Origin of the sequence: Thermotoga sp. RQ7, assembly GCF_000832145.1 — a bacterium.
Taxonomy (GTDB): Bacteria; Thermotogota; Thermotogae; order Thermotogales; family Thermotogaceae; genus Thermotoga; species Thermotoga neapolitana.
Genome location: NZ_CP007633.1, coordinates 1683280 through 1697425 on the forward strand (window position 1 = coordinate 1683280; position 14146 = coordinate 1697425).

Sequence of the window (14146 nt, forward strand, 5' to 3'; positions counted from 1 at the left end):
GTCGTAGAATAGTGGTGCACCACGCTAGGCGGGGGGTTGGCGGTCCCCTGTACCCGAAATCCGCCATATGCGGGGCCGAACTCCCACCCGAGGCTCTTCGGGTCGGGAAACGGTGTGGTTCGGAAGCGATGAAGGTCGGGTCCTACGCAACGGAGCCCTGTGAACCTGGTCAGGCCCGGGAGGGAGCAGCCATAAGCAGGTGTCTCCGTGTGCCGTGGGGGTGCCCGACCGGAGCTCTCCGACCACGTACGCCCCGGTCCGGGGATGTCGACGGTGGGTGCGTGGTGCATCTTTTGTTTGGCTACACCATCGTCGAGGTTCTCAGTTTGCTTTTCTGTTTCTGCACGATCGCACTGATCGGCTTTCTCTCCCTCTCTCTTGCCCTGGAGACAAAAGCCCACCTTGTGAACGATCTGGACAGAACACTCGATGAACTCTACGCTGTGGATTTCATGAGGCACGAGTACGAGGTGAAAAAGGCAGAAACACCTTCTTCCTCCGTTACTCCATCCTGTCTGAGTTTCAATGCAGATTACAAGGGAAAAAGCGGCAGGATCTCTTATGTTGTAAAATTTGATGATGGGCTGTACAAAATCATTCGAAGGGGATTGAGCGGTGAGGGAAACAACTATCTACTCGAAACGAAGAAGAAGATAGTTTTCCTTCAGGATGGAAAGGTGTTCTCCGTGAGGATAGGAGGCACAACCTACGATCTTGGGGTTTCAGAGTAGTCCTCTGTGTTTTATGAAGTAGTACACCACTATCCAGCTTCCCAGCATCACCTTCAGATACACGATCACGTTGGCTAAAACGATGAGGTTCCTTCCAGGAAGAATCAGGAAAGCAAGGAAAAGAAAGAGAGCCATGATCATCTTCTCGAGAGAGTGTACACGCATCCTTTCGAACTTCCTCTCGAAATTTTCGAACTCCTCGACCATGGCTATCAATGCAAGAGCCGTTCCACCCGCAACTCCGGCCGAGAACCCCCCACCGGGACTCACATGACCCTCGATCGCAAGGTACAGAGATCCCACCAGAAGAAAGAACGCGATGAAACGTGTGAAGATCCTGATGGAAACGTCTGATATACTCTTTATCTCTTCAGGAGCGGGAAGGTACGACATGTGAAAGGAGACTCCCAGAACCGCAAGGGAAAAGATGAGCACCTCGAACACCGTATCGTACACCCTGTTCAGAAGGTATATCTGCGTTATGGGATTTTCCACCACAGTATCTCTGAGATCTATGGGAATCTTTTCGAAACTCCCACTTGCAACCAGCACAGCCCCAAAAATCACAAGCACCGCTATCCAGACCCATCTCATCTGCTCTCCTCCCCAAAATACTTCCTCTTGAGCCTTTCTACAAATTCCTTTTCTGTTTTCAAAAAGCGTCTGAACCGGCTCTTCAGTTCCTCGTCGGCAAAGAGTATATGGTAGCTTCCTTCCTTCTGAAAGATATGGTTCAGTTCTTCTCCTCGATAGGTCCTGTCCATGTACCTCAGAAGGTCGATCTTTTCGTCTTCGAGGTAAAAGATCTTCGTTTCCAGGTATCCCTTCCTGTCTTCTCTGAAAACACCACCGCACCCGATGTCTATCCTTCCATCATTCAGTGCCTTCATCAGCTCATCGAGAGAGTCGTATTCCACGAACTCCATCCCGTAATCGTACTTTTCGCAGAAGCTCTTCACGAGTTCGTATTCGAAGCCTGTGAAAGCTTCTCCGATCTTCTCAAAGAGCAGTCTCACGGGTGTGAATCCAACTTTTATTCTGTCTCTGGATTTGAGAGCTATGAGATAAACAAGGGTTGTGAGAAGGGCCCCTAGGAGTGCCTCGGCTATGGCGACGTCTGGTGCGGCAAGAACTGTGTAAAGTAGTGTCGCCAGAACGCTGATGGCGGTCCTTCCAATGACCGAAAACATTCTCACCGGTGTGAAGATCGTGTAGAAAGAGATTGTTATCATCGAAAGGAGAACGATGTACTCTATCAAGAGGATCCCTCCGTGTACATACGCGCTATCACGTGGGAGATGAACGGTCCCCACACGAGCAGAATCACCATCATGAGGACGGTCCTTGAGACATCCTCCCAGAAGTTGAAAACCACAAAGAGCGATCCCACCGTGTCGGATATACCTATGAAGTGTATCTTCAGGTAAAAATCCCTCTTTATGAGAGCAAAGAAAGTACCAAGGCACATCAGTGCCACACCGATGTAGATCATTCCTTTCTCCCCCTCAGAAAGTATGAGAAAAGAACCACACCACTTCCACCGGCAAGCAGGTAGAAGATGGCAACATCCCGCACCTGGGAAAGTCCCGGAACAAGGTACGACAGTGCGTATATCAGAACACCCGTTTTGGTGGAAAGTGAGGAGATCCCGAGTAGTTTCTCCCACCGGTTTCTTCCCAAAACAGCCAGGATAACACTCAAAACGAGAGGAACGGTGAGTATCCAGATCATCTTCTCCCCACCCGATGAACCACTATGTACCCTTCATCGGAAACGACAACCAGCGTTTTTGGAGTGAGAGTGATCGTGAGGGTCTTTTCCAGTTCTTCCCATTCATCCTCCACCGAAACCTCGTAGGCACTTCTCTCCCTGGACGACAGCATCACCACAATCGATTCGAGGATCGCCTTCGGCATGTGGTAGATGAGTTTGAGAACAAGAACCGGAAATCTCTCAAAATGCGTGGGTCTTGTGAACAGGTAGGCAGCGAGGCTCATGAGAGCCCCAAGGACAACGGTCAGAATGGTGACTTTTTGGGAAAGAATCACAAAGAAAACTGTCCCCGTCACCACTGCAGCGAAAACAGACACATCATCACCGTCCCAAGAAGGTAGATTCCAAGCATGGAATCGAAATCCTCCAGAGGGTACCTTTCGATCCTGCACCTTCTGAAAAGAAGATGAACCAGAAGGCCTGATCCTATCAAAAGAACACTCTCAAGCGATGATTTCCAGTTTGCAAAGAAAATTCCGATCACAACGGATGAAGCGGCAAGTATTACGCTGTAGGGTTTTATCCTTCCCTGACCTGAAAAAACAAACGGCTTCATCAAAAACCGCCAGAACGTGGCGGCAGTTCCAGCGAAGGCGATCTCCATCAGAAGTTTTTCCCAGCCGTGGATTTCCAGAAGCACCATGTTCTTCGAAAAACCCGAAAACCCGGGAAAGCCCATGATCGAAAGACTGGCCAGTGCAAGCGAAAGCCACGTCCAGAAATCGAGTCTTTCCCATTCTTCTGTGTTCCTGCCGGGAAGTTCGTCTTTCAGAAGAAAGAGCCACGACTTGGAAACACCGTGTGCCAGCGAGTACACAGGAGCGGTTATGGGAGACACGAGGACTATTCCGATCTGCGAGAGCGTGCTGTAGGCAAGCGTTCTTTTGTAATCCCTGGAAAGAAAAGCAAGGACGGCTCCGGAAAGAGCCGAGAATATTGCAAAGTACTCTATCAATTCCCAGTTCACAATTTCTTCCATCCTCAAAAGGCCGTAGACCGCACTCTTTACGACCACACCAGAGAGAATGGCAGAGATCACCGTTTCGGCTTCGGAGTGAAGTTGTGGAAGCCACATACTGAACAGAAAAACTCCCGCCCTCAGAAGAAGTCCGGACGTGATCAGGGAAGCGGCAAAGGGATTTTCGGATAATCCGGATATGGAGAGGGTGCCGTTTTCTGCGTACAGAATGGCAACACCTGTGAGGTACACGTTCATACCGATCGTTCCAAGGATCAGGTATTTGAAAGCGGACCAGTATTGAACCTTCTTTCTTCCCTCCACAACCAGCAGAAAGGTGAGAAGAGATACCGCCTCGATCGTCACGTAGAGGTTGAACAGATCGGCGCTCACGAAAGTGAGATTAAGAACCCCAAGAAGGACAAGGAGAAGATTCGAAAGATTCACACTCATCTTCCTGGTGAAGACGGCAAGAAAGACCAGGGCGGTGAGCAGAAGGAAGTAATGTGATATGTGATCTAGCAGAAGGTGTACACCGAACTCCCCTGTCAGTGTGAGATCGAATCTGTAATTGCCGAAAACAACACCGAGAATGAAAAGAAAGTTGATCCACACCATCCACACCGGAGCCTTTCTTTTTAAAGAAAGAAGAACAATACCGAGTGCCACAAGAAAGAAGTTGTAGAAAAGGAAAATCACTCTTTCTCTCCCCCTTGATCTCTGTCGAGTTTCTCGGAAGAAATAGAAGAATACTTTGAAGAAATAACGCTCGCTATGGTGACGAGAAGAGCGACGGTTGCAAAACCGATCACTATCGAGGTGATGATAAGGGCCTGCGGAACGGGGTCGGCCGCACCTGGGTGAAATGGTATTGGAACGTCCTCTCCCTGCTTTCTTGACACGATCACGAAGAAACTGACAACTCCAGTTCCCATGATATCGAGTGAGATGATCTTCTTGATGAGATCCCTGTTCACAAGAACCCCCAGAAGACCTGCCAGTACCACCATCAAAGAGAGCCGTTCAAGCATCTTTCTATCACCTCTTTTCCCACAAGGAAAAGAGCATCGGCGTAGGTCAGTTCGTCGAACAGAAATTCATCTCCCACCTTCACTTTTTCTGATTCAAACCACACGAGGTAATTTTTCGGAGCAACCACATTGGTCGGGTTCAATTTCCTCATCACCTTCTTCATGACTGCCCTTCTCACCCTGTCCCCAAGGGCAGGATCCAGGGGACCTGCCACCACGTATCTTCTGAGTTCAACCGGAACGTGGTATCCTATCCTAATCACCCGAACCCCCCAACCTTCCAGAATACACACGAGGTCAGAGCAAATATCTATCGCTTCCTCCAGGTCGAGCGGACTGTATTGAGAAGCCTCCATCATTCTGTGAAGCTCCGTCCCTTCAAAGACCAGAGTGGGATGTATCCTCACCAGGTCAGCACCACACTCTATCGTTCTCAGGGCAGAAAGTATCTCGCCTTCTCTGCTGCTTTTCGGCAGTCCCACCATCAGATGCACGCTCAATCTGAACCCCATTTTCTTAATGAGTTTACAGGCCTTTTCTGCCTCATCGGGGGTGTAACCCCTCTTTGAAGCCTCCAGCACCTCGTCCGAGAAGGACTGAACTCCCACTTCGATCGTTTCGACATCGTATTTTTTCAGAATCTCGAGTTTTTCCACCGTCACCTCGTCTGGACGGGTGGAGATCCTGATCGATTTCACCACGGAAAACCTTCTGACGAAACTCAGGTACTCCTCCATCTTCTGCTCGGAAAGGCCGGTGAACGTTCCACCGTAGAATCCCAGTTCGTATTCTTTGGATGTTTTCGAATACTCCTCTATGAGTTGTGCAATGTCATCAAGAGACGGGACCTTCACCTGTCCCGTCGCTTTCACCTGGTCGCAGAAGACGCATCTTTTCCTACAGCCTGCATAAGGAAGAAACACAGGGATGATCTTCATGTTTTTTCCGCCACCAGCTTTTCGTAGGCTTTCCTTGCTGCGTCTTTCTCGGCTTCCTTCTTCGTTCTTCCCCTGCCAACGGCAAGTGTCTCATCGTTCACACGGACTTCGACAACGAACAGTTTCTCACTGCCGTTTTTCTCCGTTCTCACCAGCACGTATTCCGGTGGTGTCTTGTGTTCCCTCTGCACGATCTCCTGAAGTGCGGTCTTGTAATCGAACAGTATTTCTCCCTTCATGATCTTTTCTATGTAGGACTCGAACTCATCCTCGAAGAGATCCTTGATCTTCTGGTAGCCCTGGTCCAGATAGAGTGCGGCAAGCAATGCCTCGAAGGCATCCGCAAGGATGGAATCTCGCTCTCTTCCTCCTGTCTTCTCCTCTCCTTTTCCAAGAAACAGGTACTTTCCCAGTTCCAGCCTTCTGGAAATCCTCGCGAGGACTTCCTCACTCGCAACGGCGGACTTCACACGGGCCAGATCGCCCACTTCCGCTTCGGGATATTTCCGGTACAGAATCTCACAGACAAAAAGTTCCAGAACAGCGTCACCGAGAAATTCCAGTTTTTCGTTTGACTCTACATCTTCCCTTCCGGCCTGTTTCTGCTCGTTCGCATAGGAACTGTGACAGAGTGCACGAAAGAGAAGTTCTTCATCGTTGAAAAGAACTCCCAGTCTTTTCTGAAGTTCTTCCACTGTTCTTCTCTCACTCTCAGTCAACGAGACTCACCTCTTCCAGAAGGTCTCCTTCCAGTGAACGAAGCTGGAATTTCTTCCTCTCCGTATCGATGATACCAAATGTTGGACCGTCTTCTGATTTGGGCAGTGCGGGTGATCCAGGGTTTATCAGGAGTATTCCCCCTCTTTTCTCGACCATGGGAACGTGTGTGTGTCCGAACAGGATCACTCCACAGTCATGGGATTTCGCAAGCAAGGTAGGATCTCCTTCATCGTACTCGAACTGGTCGCCGTGGACAAGAAGGATCTTCACATCATCGAGGTACTCTATCCCTATTCGTGGCATTTCTGGTATCCCCAGAAATCGTACATCCACGTCCGCATCACAGTTTCCACGGATGTACCTGATGCGGTATTTCTTCAAAAGAGAGGCAAGCTCCTTCGGATTGTAATCGTCCGGCAGAGGATTTCTTGGCCCGTGGTAGAGAACGTCTCCAAGGTGCCATATCTCATCGAAGGCACCGGCGATTTTCAGGATCTTTTCCACGGGAGAGAAGGCCCCGTGGGTGTCCGAAACAACGAGAATTTTCAACCTCAACCCCTCCTTATGACAAGCCTTCCGGAAAAAATCGATAGGGCAAGAAAGACAGCAGTCCAGACTCCGACGTAGAATATCGAGTGTATGTCCACAGCGCGCTCCAGCTGGTAGAGCCTGAGGGTATACATGGTTTTGAACACGGGAGTGGCCATGGCGATTCGTTTCAGATACTCTGGAAGGTTGCTGATGGGAATGGCAAAACCACTCGAAAAGAGAGAAATTCCTATCACGGAAACTCCCAGAATGTTCGCAAGACTCTTGTCAGAGGATACCGCAGAGACTATGAATCCAACTGAAGTATGAAGAAGAGAGTTGAGAGCAACCAGCAAGAAAACAAGAACAAAGCTCATACTGCTTTCGGTGAGAAGTCGTGTGAGAACGTACGCTGCCAGTGAGACGGACACGCCGAGGATCGTGTAAGCAACGATCTTTCCAAGGGCATACTCCCACCAGGAAAGGTTGTAAACGAGGAACATCTCATGGAGGTTCTTCTCCCTGTCCAGAAAGGTGGATACACACGCAAGAGAAACGGTTATCAGGATCCCGGTGAAGAATATGATGAACGGTGAGACAAGATCGGAGAATCTGAGGCTGGAATCCTTCAACGCCAGCCTGGGAACGGGATAATCCGAACTGGTGAAGATGTACCTCAAAACCTTTGGATCGAAGAAGGCACTTCCCTGAAAGTCCTCAAGGACAGAATCCAAGACGTTGTAGATGGCGGCGGCCAGATGAAGGTCCACTGGACTCGGTATGAAAACCATTCGGGTCGGCCGCTTGGCATAGAGTTCCGCCGCAAACCCTTTGGGTATGATGATAACGGCGTTGAGTTTACCTTCTTTCAGGAGATCTTCGTAATCCTCTCCGACTTTGACGATGTTTTCCTGTCTCAGAATGGTACCGATGAACCTCATGACGAGGGAAGACCAGATACTGTTGTCTTCGTTGTATATTCCGAGTTTCATAGATTGAAGGTTGTATCCCTGCATGAAGAAAAGGGAGATCAGCACCACCAGCACCGGTGTGATGATGATCGTTATGAGGGACATCTTCCTCTTGAAGATTCTCTTCAGTTCTACCAGCGCCAGTTTAACCGTCAAATTTCCACCTTCTTTCGATCTCTTCCACCACCATCCTGTGTATCTCCTCCACGGTTCTGTTTCCATCGAGTATCACGATCCTCTCCGGATGCTCTTCTGCTAGAAGAAGATAACCCTTTCTCACCCGTTCCAGGAACTCTCTTTTTTCAAAGCGGTTCAGTTCTCCCTTTCTCCTGAGGGCCGTTTCCACATCTATGTCGATGTAGAAGGTCACATCGGGTATCAGTCCATCCGTTGCGAAGGCGTTCAACTTTTCCACGACTTCCTTTCCAAGACCCCTTCCGAATCCCTGGTACGCGACGCTGGAATCCACATATCGGTCGAGCACAACGAAGTACCCTCTGAAAAGGTAGTGCTTGATGTCCTCCACAAGTAGATTCCTCGAAGCAAGAAACAGAAGAAGTTCAGCCTTTGGTGTCATCTCTTCCTTCATCAGGATCTCTCTGATCTTCTCTCCTATCTTCGTTCCCCCCGGTTCCCTCCTCAGGATCACCTTCTGTTTCCTCTCCTCCAGGTACCGTACCAGCAGATTCGCCTGTGTACTCTTCCCACATCCGTCTATCCCCTCGAAACTCACGAGCATTCCTTCCCCTCCTGGTCATCAGGATGAAAGCGACAAGATTGTTGGTCACGTGGTAAAAAACGGCCGGAAACAGCGAACCACTGATAGCGACACTGTGGGCAAACACGAGGGCTACGACAAATCTGTAGATGAGGTTCACCAGAAAGAACCTCTCAAATCCAACGATCACGTTGAAAAGATGAAGAGACGAGAAGATGAATGCGTTCACCCATATGTTGTATCCGTTCAGTTTCAGAAGAACTCCCCTGAAGAAGAGTTCCTCAGAAAACGGTGATATGAAAGCCACAGAGATCATCACAGTGAACCAGTTCATGAACGAAGGAAAACCCGCTCCACCGTTTTTCATGAAGAACACGTTCACGAGAAGAAGGAGGAGAAACCAGTGAAGATCGGCAAAACTCACTTTGAAAGACGGTGTATATCGAAACGCCACACACGTTACAACGGCACCGGCCAGCCCAAGTATCGATTGAAAGAAGATGGCCCTCTCAAAGCGCCTTATTCTGAAGAGATTTATTGAGAACATGAAAAGAAGATACAGTGCAAGTGCGATGATGGAGTACAGAAAGCTCATCTGCTCACCTCACAGTAAGGTCGCTATCATGATGGCCTTTATGGTGTGTTTTCTGTTCTCCGCTTCGTCCCAGACTCTGCTCTGCTTTCCTTCTATCACCTCGTAGGTTACTTCCTGCCCTTTTACGGCGGGCAGGCAGTGCATGAAGATCGTCTCCGGTTTCCCAGTCATCTCCATGACCCTTTCGTTCACCTGATACGGTTTCAGGAGAGCGATTTTTTCCTTTTCTCTGTCTTCTTCTCCCATGGATGCCCACACGTCCGTGTAGACCACGTCCGCGTCTTTCAGGGCTTCTTCCGGGTCCGGTGTGAACGATACGCTTCCTCCTGTTTCTTTTACTATCTCTTCACACTTTTTATATATCTCCGGCCTTGGTTTCAATTCCTCTGGTCCACAGGCCACAAAGTTCATCCCCATCTTCGAGCAGGCGATCATGAGCGATGTTGCCACGTTGTTTCTGGTGTCACCCATGAAGACAACCTTTATCCCCCTGAGTCTTCCGAAGTTCTCTTCTATCGTCATCAGATCGGCAAGCGCCTGGGTGGGATGGAACTCGTCCGTGAGTCCATTGTAAACGGGCACCCCGGAGTACTTCGCCAGCGTTTCCACCGTTTCCTGTCTGTAACCCCTGAACATGATGGCGTCCACCATCCTTCCGAGGACACGGGCGGTGTCTTCGAGGGATTCCTTCGCACCGAGGTGTATGTCGTTCGGTGACAGGAAAATGGGATGTCCCCCCTCCTCCGCGAAGGCAGTTTCGAAGGCAAGTCTTGTCCTCGTGGAGCGCTTTTCGAATATCATGGCGAGTGTCATACCCCTGAACCTTTCCGTTCTCAATCTGGATCTACTTTCCCTTTTCACCTGATATGCTATATCGAGCAGATATCTGATCTCTTCAGGAGAGAAGTCGAGAAGCGTCAGAAGTGACCTTCCTTTCAAATTGAAAGGCATCCTCTACACCTCCACGATGTCCTCTATTTTTTCGCCCGTGGATATGTACTTTATCGGTTTTCCTGTTTCCTTTTCTATGAAGTTCACGAAGCGATCGAACTCTTTGCTCTCAAGCGACTTCCATCCATCGAAGGCTTCATACACGGGCTCTTTTTTATCCAGGTCCCTGAGAGAAAGCAGTTCTCTGCCGTCTTTGTATCTCACACAGACCTTCACCTTCTCAAAACCGTTCAGTACGTCCGCTTTCGTCATAACGAGCGTGTCAACACCGGCCACCTCTATGGCGTAGTTGAGGAGCGGAAGATCGAGCCAACCACATCTTCTTGGACGGCCCGTGGTGGACCCGTATTCGTGTCCGGCCTTCCTCAGCGCTTCTCCTTCCTCTCCGAAGAGTTCCGTCGGAAATGGCCCTTCTCCCACCCTCGTCGTGTACGCCTTGAAGACACCGATCGTTTCGTCTATCTTCACCGGGAAACCCATACCAGCGCTCACACCCGACGAGGAACAGTTCATGCTCGTAACGTACGGATATGTTCCCACATCAAGATCGAGAAGGACACCCTGAGTGCCTTCAAAGAGAGCGCTTTTTTCTTCGAGGATTCTCTTCATCTGGATCGAAGAAACAACAAAACCCTTTATGACGTTGTAAAAGTTCAGAAGGTCGTCCAGTACCTCTTCAACATCGAAGGTGAGGTTGTAGAGGCTTTTCAGGGAAAGGTTTTTCTCAAGGAGCGATCTGGCCTTTTTTTCATCGTGGAGTTCGGCGATTCTCACGTTTGCTCTCATGACCCTGTCGGCACATGCAGGACCAATTCCTCTTTTTGTGGTACCTATCTTCAGAACCTCGTCCACCCTCTGGTCCACTTCTTTGTGCACAGGAAGAACCACGTGCGCGTTCTCGGAGATGAAAATATCCCCTGAGTATTCAGGAAACCTTTCCTTCAGCTCGATCAGTTCCTTCGTGAAGACCTGAGGGTCCAGGAGAACACCGTTTCCTATGGCCACTCCCACGTTCCTGGTGAAGTCTGCGGATGGAAGAAGGTGGTGGACCACTTTGAACGTTCCGTAATTCACCGTGTGACCGGCGTTTGCTCCACCTGAGTACCTTACCACGATGTCGTGATACCTGGAAAGGTACGTCACGACTTTTCCCTTTCCTTCGTCTCCCCACTGAAGTCCCACAACGACACGGTTCATTCACTTCACTCCTTTTCGAAACGTTCGAAGATCCTGTCCACGTACCTCAGATAATAGGATGTGTCGAAGAGTTCTCTCAGTTCCTCTTCGGCAACGAGTTTTTTTACCTCTTCGTCCTCGAGCAGGTGTTCGAGGAAGTGTTTTTCAGATTCCCATGTTTTCAGGGCGTTTCTCTGAACGATATCGTACGCTTCCTTTCTCGTCAGGCCTTTTTCTATGAGTTTCAGAAGAACCCGCTGGGAAAACACGAGCCCTTTCGTGAGATTCAGGTTCTTTTTCATTTTTTCCTCGTTCACTCTCATGTCCCTGATCACCTTCGTTGCAGTGACTATCATGTAGTAGAGAGTTTGGGTCGCGTCCGGGAAGATGTATCTCTCAACTGAAGAGTGGGAAATGTCCCTCTCGTGCCAGAGAGCAACGTTCTCCAGGGCAGGTTCCACGAAGGCCCGCATCATCCTGGAAAGTCCCGTCAATCGTTCGCAGGTGATGGGATTCTTCTTGTGGGGCATGGCACTTGACCCTCTCTGGCCTTCTTTGAAGGGTTCTTCGACCTCGAGTACTTCTGTTCTTTGAAGGTGTCTTATCTCAACGGCGATTCTTTCGATTCCGGCTGCTATGATTCCCAGCGTGGCAAGATAATGAGCGTGTCTGTCGCGCGGGACCACCTGGGTCGAAACGGGCTCTGCCTTGAGCCCGAGGTAGGAGAGAGCCCTCTCTTCAACTTCAGGGGGCACGTTCGCATAGTTTCCAACGGCTCCGCTTATTTTTCCATAGGATACTTCTTCGATCGCCCTTTCCAGTCGAAGAACGTTTCTTTTCATCTCTGAATACCAGCCGAGCACCTTCAGTCCGAAGGAAGTAGGTTCTGCGTGTACGCCGTGCGTTCTTCCAATCGTGGGGGTGTACCTGTATCTGTTTGCTGTATTCCAGAGCACGTCGCAGAGTTTTTTCAGAGCGTCAAGCAGAATCTTTCCGGCTTCGACGAGCGCCAGAGAGTTGGCGGTGTCAAGAACGTCCGAGGAGGTGAGACCGTAGTGGAAAAACCTGGAATCTTCCCCGATCATCGTTCCGATACCTTCCACAAAGGCCACAACGTCGTGGTTCGTCCTCTCCTCTATTTTCTTGAAGAGTTCCACATCTATTCTGGCCTTATTCCTTACCCTTTCCGTCACGCCTTTCGGAATCGTTCCCAGTTCCTCGTAGGCCTTCATCACCGCCAGTTCCACTTCCAGCCACCTTCTGTACTTCGCCTCCTCCGTCCACAGCTCCTTCATTGGAGACAGGGCGTACCTCTCTACCATCTCTCTCCCTCCTGAAGACATCTCTCAGAAATATGAATGCCACGGCAGGAAAAACAAGATAAGAGGCACCGGGATATTTTACGCTTGCCACCTTCCAGAGCGATAGTGAAACGAAAAACCAGAAGACCGCCATGAAAATCACATTTGCCACTCTCTTTCTCACAAAATCAGAGACGACGAGAAAGATGAAGGACACCACAAGGTACGTCTCTGCCAGATCGTAACTCACACCTCTTACATATTCGAACGCTTCGAGTATCAAAAGGAACACAAGACTTATGTAGAAGATGTTCCTGTTTTTTTCTCTTTTGTCCGAAAGAAAAAACAGGGAGATCACAGGAACAAGGATAGAAAGCAAGAGGCTCTCCTTCCATGAAAGAACAGAAAAGATCAGAGAGAGCGCAAGTCCAAGCATCATCGTTCCCCCTTCACCAGCGTCACGACCGTCTCCACATGGTAGGTCTGAGGAAACATGTCAAAGGGTTTTACCCGTACAACGGAGTAGCCTTCATTCTGGAGGAACTGAACATCCCTCACCAGTGTGGAGGGTTCACAGGAGACGTAGACAACTCTTTCAGGAGAAAGTCTCAGAATCTCTTTCATCACATCAAGCCCTGCTCCCGATCTGGGAGGATCCAGGATCACCTTATCTGCCCTACCCTGGTAAGATTTCAGGAAATCCAGAACGTCACTTTCTATGTACTCTATGTTCCTTCGACCGTTCACGTTTGCGTTGGCCTTTCCCGCCTTCACCGCCACTCTGCTTGACTCAACGGCGATGACCCTCGCCGAAGAGTAAGATGTCCTCATCGAGAACGTTCCAATTCCTGCGTAAAGATCTAGCACCACTTCGTTTCCCTGAAGATCAAGTTCCCTGTAGACGTGGTCTATCAGTTTAGAGGTGACCGAATAGTTGCTCTGAAAGAAGGCGGTAGGTGGGATCTGGAATTTTTCCCAGTCGAACTCTTCCACGATCACTCCTTCTCCGTAGAGGGTCCTGTAGGGCCCTCTCAAAACAACGGAATCCTTCGAATTCATCACATGTATGATTGAGTGTACTTTTGGAATATCCTTCAAAATGGCCTGAACCAGGCTTTTTCCCCATGGGAAGGACTCCGTTTTGGTCACGAAGATGACCATCAACTGGTCCGTGCTGAAAGCGTATCTGATGACAACATGTTTCAGCACGCCTTTTCTCGTCAGGCGATTGTAAACCGGTATGTTCAGAACCTGAACTGCCTTTCTGACGATCTCCAGTATTTCACCGGTCCCCTCCGGAGCAACCTCACAGGATCTGATATCTATCACAAAATCAGAACCTCGCCGTTTCAGACCGAGCCTTTTTCCCTGAAGATGGAACTCCATTTTCGTTCTGTAATGAAACACAAGATCACTCGGTTCCACGTCCTCCACTTCAACGTCCAGTTTCATTCTTTCGAAGAGATCTTCAACGATTTCTTTCTTGTAGAGGAGCTGTTTTTCGTATCTGATGTCCATCCAGTGACAGCCACCACAACGACCAAAGTACCTGCAGGGAGGTTTGACCCGATCCTCCGATTCTTTTATCAGAGACACTACCTTTCCGAACGCAAAGTCCTTCTTTTCTCGGAACGTTTTGATCAATGCCTCTTCTCCAGGATATGCGCCTTCCACAAGGACGATCTTTCCATTCTGGAGGCGGGCAAGTCCGTATCCTCCGTTGACCATTTTGTCTATTCTGACGTGCTCCAGCAT

18 protein-coding genes, 1 other RNA gene and 1 pseudogene are annotated in these 14146 nt (G+C 49.5%); 2 read left to right on the forward strand and 18 right to left on the reverse strand.

Going from position 1 to position 14146, the window contains the following annotated elements; genetic code table 11:
• Positions 1 to 19: 19 nt before the first annotated feature.
• Together ffs and TRQ7_RS08615 are read left to right on the forward strand one after the other, a co-directional pair.
• Positions 20 to 285: signal recognition particle sRNA large type (ffs, locus tag TRQ7_RS09565), an RNA gene on the forward strand.
• On the forward strand, positions 285 to 731 hold the full coding sequence (locus tag TRQ7_RS08615; protein WP_052472232.1) for a hypothetical protein: 447 nt from the start codon (positions 285 to 287) through the stop codon (positions 729 to 731). The genes ffs and TRQ7_RS08615 overlap by 1 nt, the downstream gene beginning before the upstream one ends.
• Here TRQ7_RS08615 and TRQ7_RS08620 read toward each other — a convergent pair.
• The 18 genes and pseudogenes from TRQ7_RS08620 to rlmD all read right to left on the reverse strand — a co-directional run bounded on the left by TRQ7_RS08620 (position 723) and on the right by rlmD (position 14146).
• The gene (locus TRQ7_RS08620) at positions 723 to 1325 is read right to left on the reverse strand and encodes a Na(+)/H(+) antiporter subunit B (protein WP_015919922.1); all 603 of its coding nucleotides are present in this window, start codon (positions 1323 to 1325) and stop codon (positions 723 to 725) included. The genes TRQ7_RS08615 and TRQ7_RS08620 overlap by 9 nt on opposite strands.
• Entirely contained in the window at positions 1322 to 1990 is a 669-nt protein-coding gene (locus TRQ7_RS08625; protein ID WP_041844458.1) for a Na(+)/H(+) antiporter subunit B, read from the reverse strand. The genes TRQ7_RS08620 and TRQ7_RS08625 overlap by 4 nt, the downstream gene beginning before the upstream one ends.
• A complete protein-coding gene (locus TRQ7_RS08630; RefSeq protein ID WP_015919924.1) occupies positions 1987 to 2223 on the reverse strand; it encodes a monovalent cation/H(+) antiporter subunit G in 237 nt (78 codons plus the stop codon). Before TRQ7_RS08630 ends, TRQ7_RS08625 begins: the two co-directional genes overlap by 4 nt.
• Positions 2220 to 2462 carry a hypothetical protein gene (locus TRQ7_RS08635; RefSeq protein ID WP_015919925.1) on the reverse strand — a complete coding sequence of 81 codons (243 nt, stop codon included), beginning with the start codon at positions 2460 to 2462 and terminating at the stop codon, positions 2220 to 2222. The genes TRQ7_RS08630 and TRQ7_RS08635 overlap by 4 nt, the downstream gene beginning before the upstream one ends.
• Positions 2459 to 2821 carry a Na+/H+ antiporter subunit E gene (locus TRQ7_RS08640; protein WP_041844459.1) on the reverse strand — a complete coding sequence of 121 codons (363 nt, stop codon included), beginning with the start codon at positions 2819 to 2821 and terminating at the stop codon, positions 2459 to 2461. The genes TRQ7_RS08635 and TRQ7_RS08640 overlap by 4 nt, the downstream gene beginning before the upstream one ends.
• On the reverse strand, positions 2797 to 4161 hold the full coding sequence (locus TRQ7_RS08645; protein WP_041844460.1) for a cation:proton antiporter: 1365 nt from the start codon (positions 4159 to 4161) through the stop codon (positions 2797 to 2799). The genes TRQ7_RS08640 and TRQ7_RS08645 overlap by 25 nt, the downstream gene beginning before the upstream one ends.
• Positions 4158 to 4493: a cation:proton antiporter subunit C gene (locus TRQ7_RS08650; protein ID WP_041844461.1), complete on the reverse strand. Its 336-nt coding sequence runs from the start codon at positions 4491 to 4493 to the stop codon at positions 4158 to 4160. The genes TRQ7_RS08645 and TRQ7_RS08650 overlap by 4 nt, the downstream gene beginning before the upstream one ends.
• A complete protein-coding gene (locus TRQ7_RS08655) occupies positions 4472 to 5431 on the reverse strand; it encodes a radical SAM protein (RefSeq protein ID WP_041844462.1) in 960 nt (319 codons plus the stop codon). The genes TRQ7_RS08650 and TRQ7_RS08655 overlap by 22 nt, the downstream gene beginning before the upstream one ends.
• Positions 5428 to 6150, reverse strand: coding sequence for a ribonuclease III (gene rnc / locus TRQ7_RS08660; protein WP_041844463.1), 723 nt, complete (start codon positions 6148 to 6150; stop codon positions 5428 to 5430). The genes TRQ7_RS08655 and rnc overlap by 4 nt, the downstream gene beginning before the upstream one ends.
• Positions 6143 to 6700, reverse strand: coding sequence for a phosphodiesterase (gene yfcE / locus TRQ7_RS08665; protein ID WP_038067848.1), 558 nt, complete (start codon positions 6698 to 6700; stop codon positions 6143 to 6145). Before yfcE ends, rnc begins: the two co-directional genes overlap by 8 nt.
• 2 nt (positions 6701 to 6702) lie before the next feature.
• Entirely contained in the window at positions 6703 to 7806 is a 1104-nt protein-coding gene (locus tag TRQ7_RS08670; protein WP_041844464.1) for an ABC transporter permease, read from the reverse strand.
• Positions 7796 to 8389 carry a dTMP kinase gene (gene tmk, locus TRQ7_RS08675; protein WP_038067850.1) on the reverse strand — a complete coding sequence of 198 codons (594 nt, stop codon included), beginning with the start codon at positions 8387 to 8389 and terminating at the stop codon, positions 7796 to 7798. Before tmk ends, TRQ7_RS08670 begins: the two co-directional genes overlap by 11 nt.
• Before the next feature lie 43 nt (positions 8390 to 8432).
• Positions 8433 to 8963 (reverse strand): annotated as a pseudogene (locus tag TRQ7_RS09920) (CPBP family glutamic-type intramembrane protease); the annotation flags it as partial.
• Positions 8964 to 8972: 9 nt separating this feature from the next.
• Complete coding sequence (argF, locus tag TRQ7_RS08680; protein ID WP_015919935.1) at positions 8973 to 9914, reverse strand: ornithine carbamoyltransferase; 942 nt, start codon at positions 9912 to 9914, stop codon at positions 8973 to 8975.
• Positions 9915 to 9917: 3 nt separating this feature from the next.
• Positions 9918 to 11111 (reverse strand): adenylosuccinate synthase, encoded by a 1194-nt coding sequence (locus tag TRQ7_RS08685; RefSeq protein WP_015919936.1) that lies wholly within the window; start codon positions 11109 to 11111, stop codon positions 9918 to 9920.
• A gap of 5 nt (positions 11112 to 11116) precedes the next feature.
• Entirely contained in the window at positions 11117 to 12376 is a 1260-nt protein-coding gene (gene purB, locus TRQ7_RS08690; RefSeq protein ID WP_231556099.1) for an adenylosuccinate lyase, read from the reverse strand.
• Positions 12261 to 12830: a hypothetical protein gene (locus tag TRQ7_RS09815; RefSeq protein ID WP_236681701.1), complete on the reverse strand. Its 570-nt coding sequence runs from the start codon at positions 12828 to 12830 to the stop codon at positions 12261 to 12263. The genes purB and TRQ7_RS09815 overlap by 116 nt, the downstream gene beginning before the upstream one ends.
• Positions 12827 to 14146 carry a 23S rRNA (uracil(1939)-C(5))-methyltransferase RlmD gene (rlmD, locus tag TRQ7_RS08695; RefSeq protein ID WP_015919939.1) on the reverse strand — a complete coding sequence of 440 codons (1320 nt, stop codon included), beginning with the start codon at positions 14144 to 14146 and terminating at the stop codon, positions 12827 to 12829. Before rlmD ends, TRQ7_RS09815 begins: the two co-directional genes overlap by 4 nt.

Excerpts from the sequence above, each read along its gene's own strand:
- TRQ7_RS08630 (WP_015919924.1), bottom strand. The coding sequence starts at position 2,223 with ATGATCTACATCGGTGTGGCACTGATGTGCCTTGGTACTTTCTTTGCT.
- TRQ7_RS09815 (WP_236681701.1), bottom strand. The coding sequence starts at position 12,830 with ATGATGCTTGGACTTGCGCTCTCTCTGATCTTTTCTGTTCTTTCATGG.
- rlmD (WP_015919939.1), bottom strand. The coding sequence starts at position 14,146 with ATGCTGGAGCACGTCAGAATAGACAAAATGGTCAACGGAGGATACGGA.
- TRQ7_RS08650 (WP_041844461.1), bottom strand. The coding sequence starts at position 4,493 with ATGCTTGAACGGCTCTCTTTGATGGTGGTACTGGCAGGTCTTCTGGGG.
- tmk (WP_038067850.1), bottom strand. The coding sequence starts at position 8,389 with ATGCTCGTGAGTTTCGAGGGGATAGACGGATGTGGGAAGAGTACACAG.
- TRQ7_RS08635 (WP_015919925.1), bottom strand. The coding sequence starts at position 2,462 with ATGATCTGGATACTCACCGTTCCTCTCGTTTTGAGTGTTATCCTGGCT.
- argF (WP_015919935.1), bottom strand. The coding sequence starts at position 9,914 with ATGCCTTTCAATTTGAAAGGAAGGTCACTTCTGACGCTTCTCGACTTC.
- TRQ7_RS08655 (WP_041844462.1), bottom strand. The coding sequence starts at position 5,431 with ATGAAGATCATCCCTGTGTTTCTTCCTTATGCAGGCTGTAGGAAAAGA.
- TRQ7_RS08620 (WP_015919922.1), bottom strand. The coding sequence starts at position 1,325 with ATGAGATGGGTCTGGATAGCGGTGCTTGTGATTTTTGGGGCTGTGCTG.
- TRQ7_RS08685 (WP_015919936.1), bottom strand. The coding sequence starts at position 11,111 with ATGAACCGTGTCGTTGTGGGACTTCAGTGGGGAGACGAAGGAAAGGGA.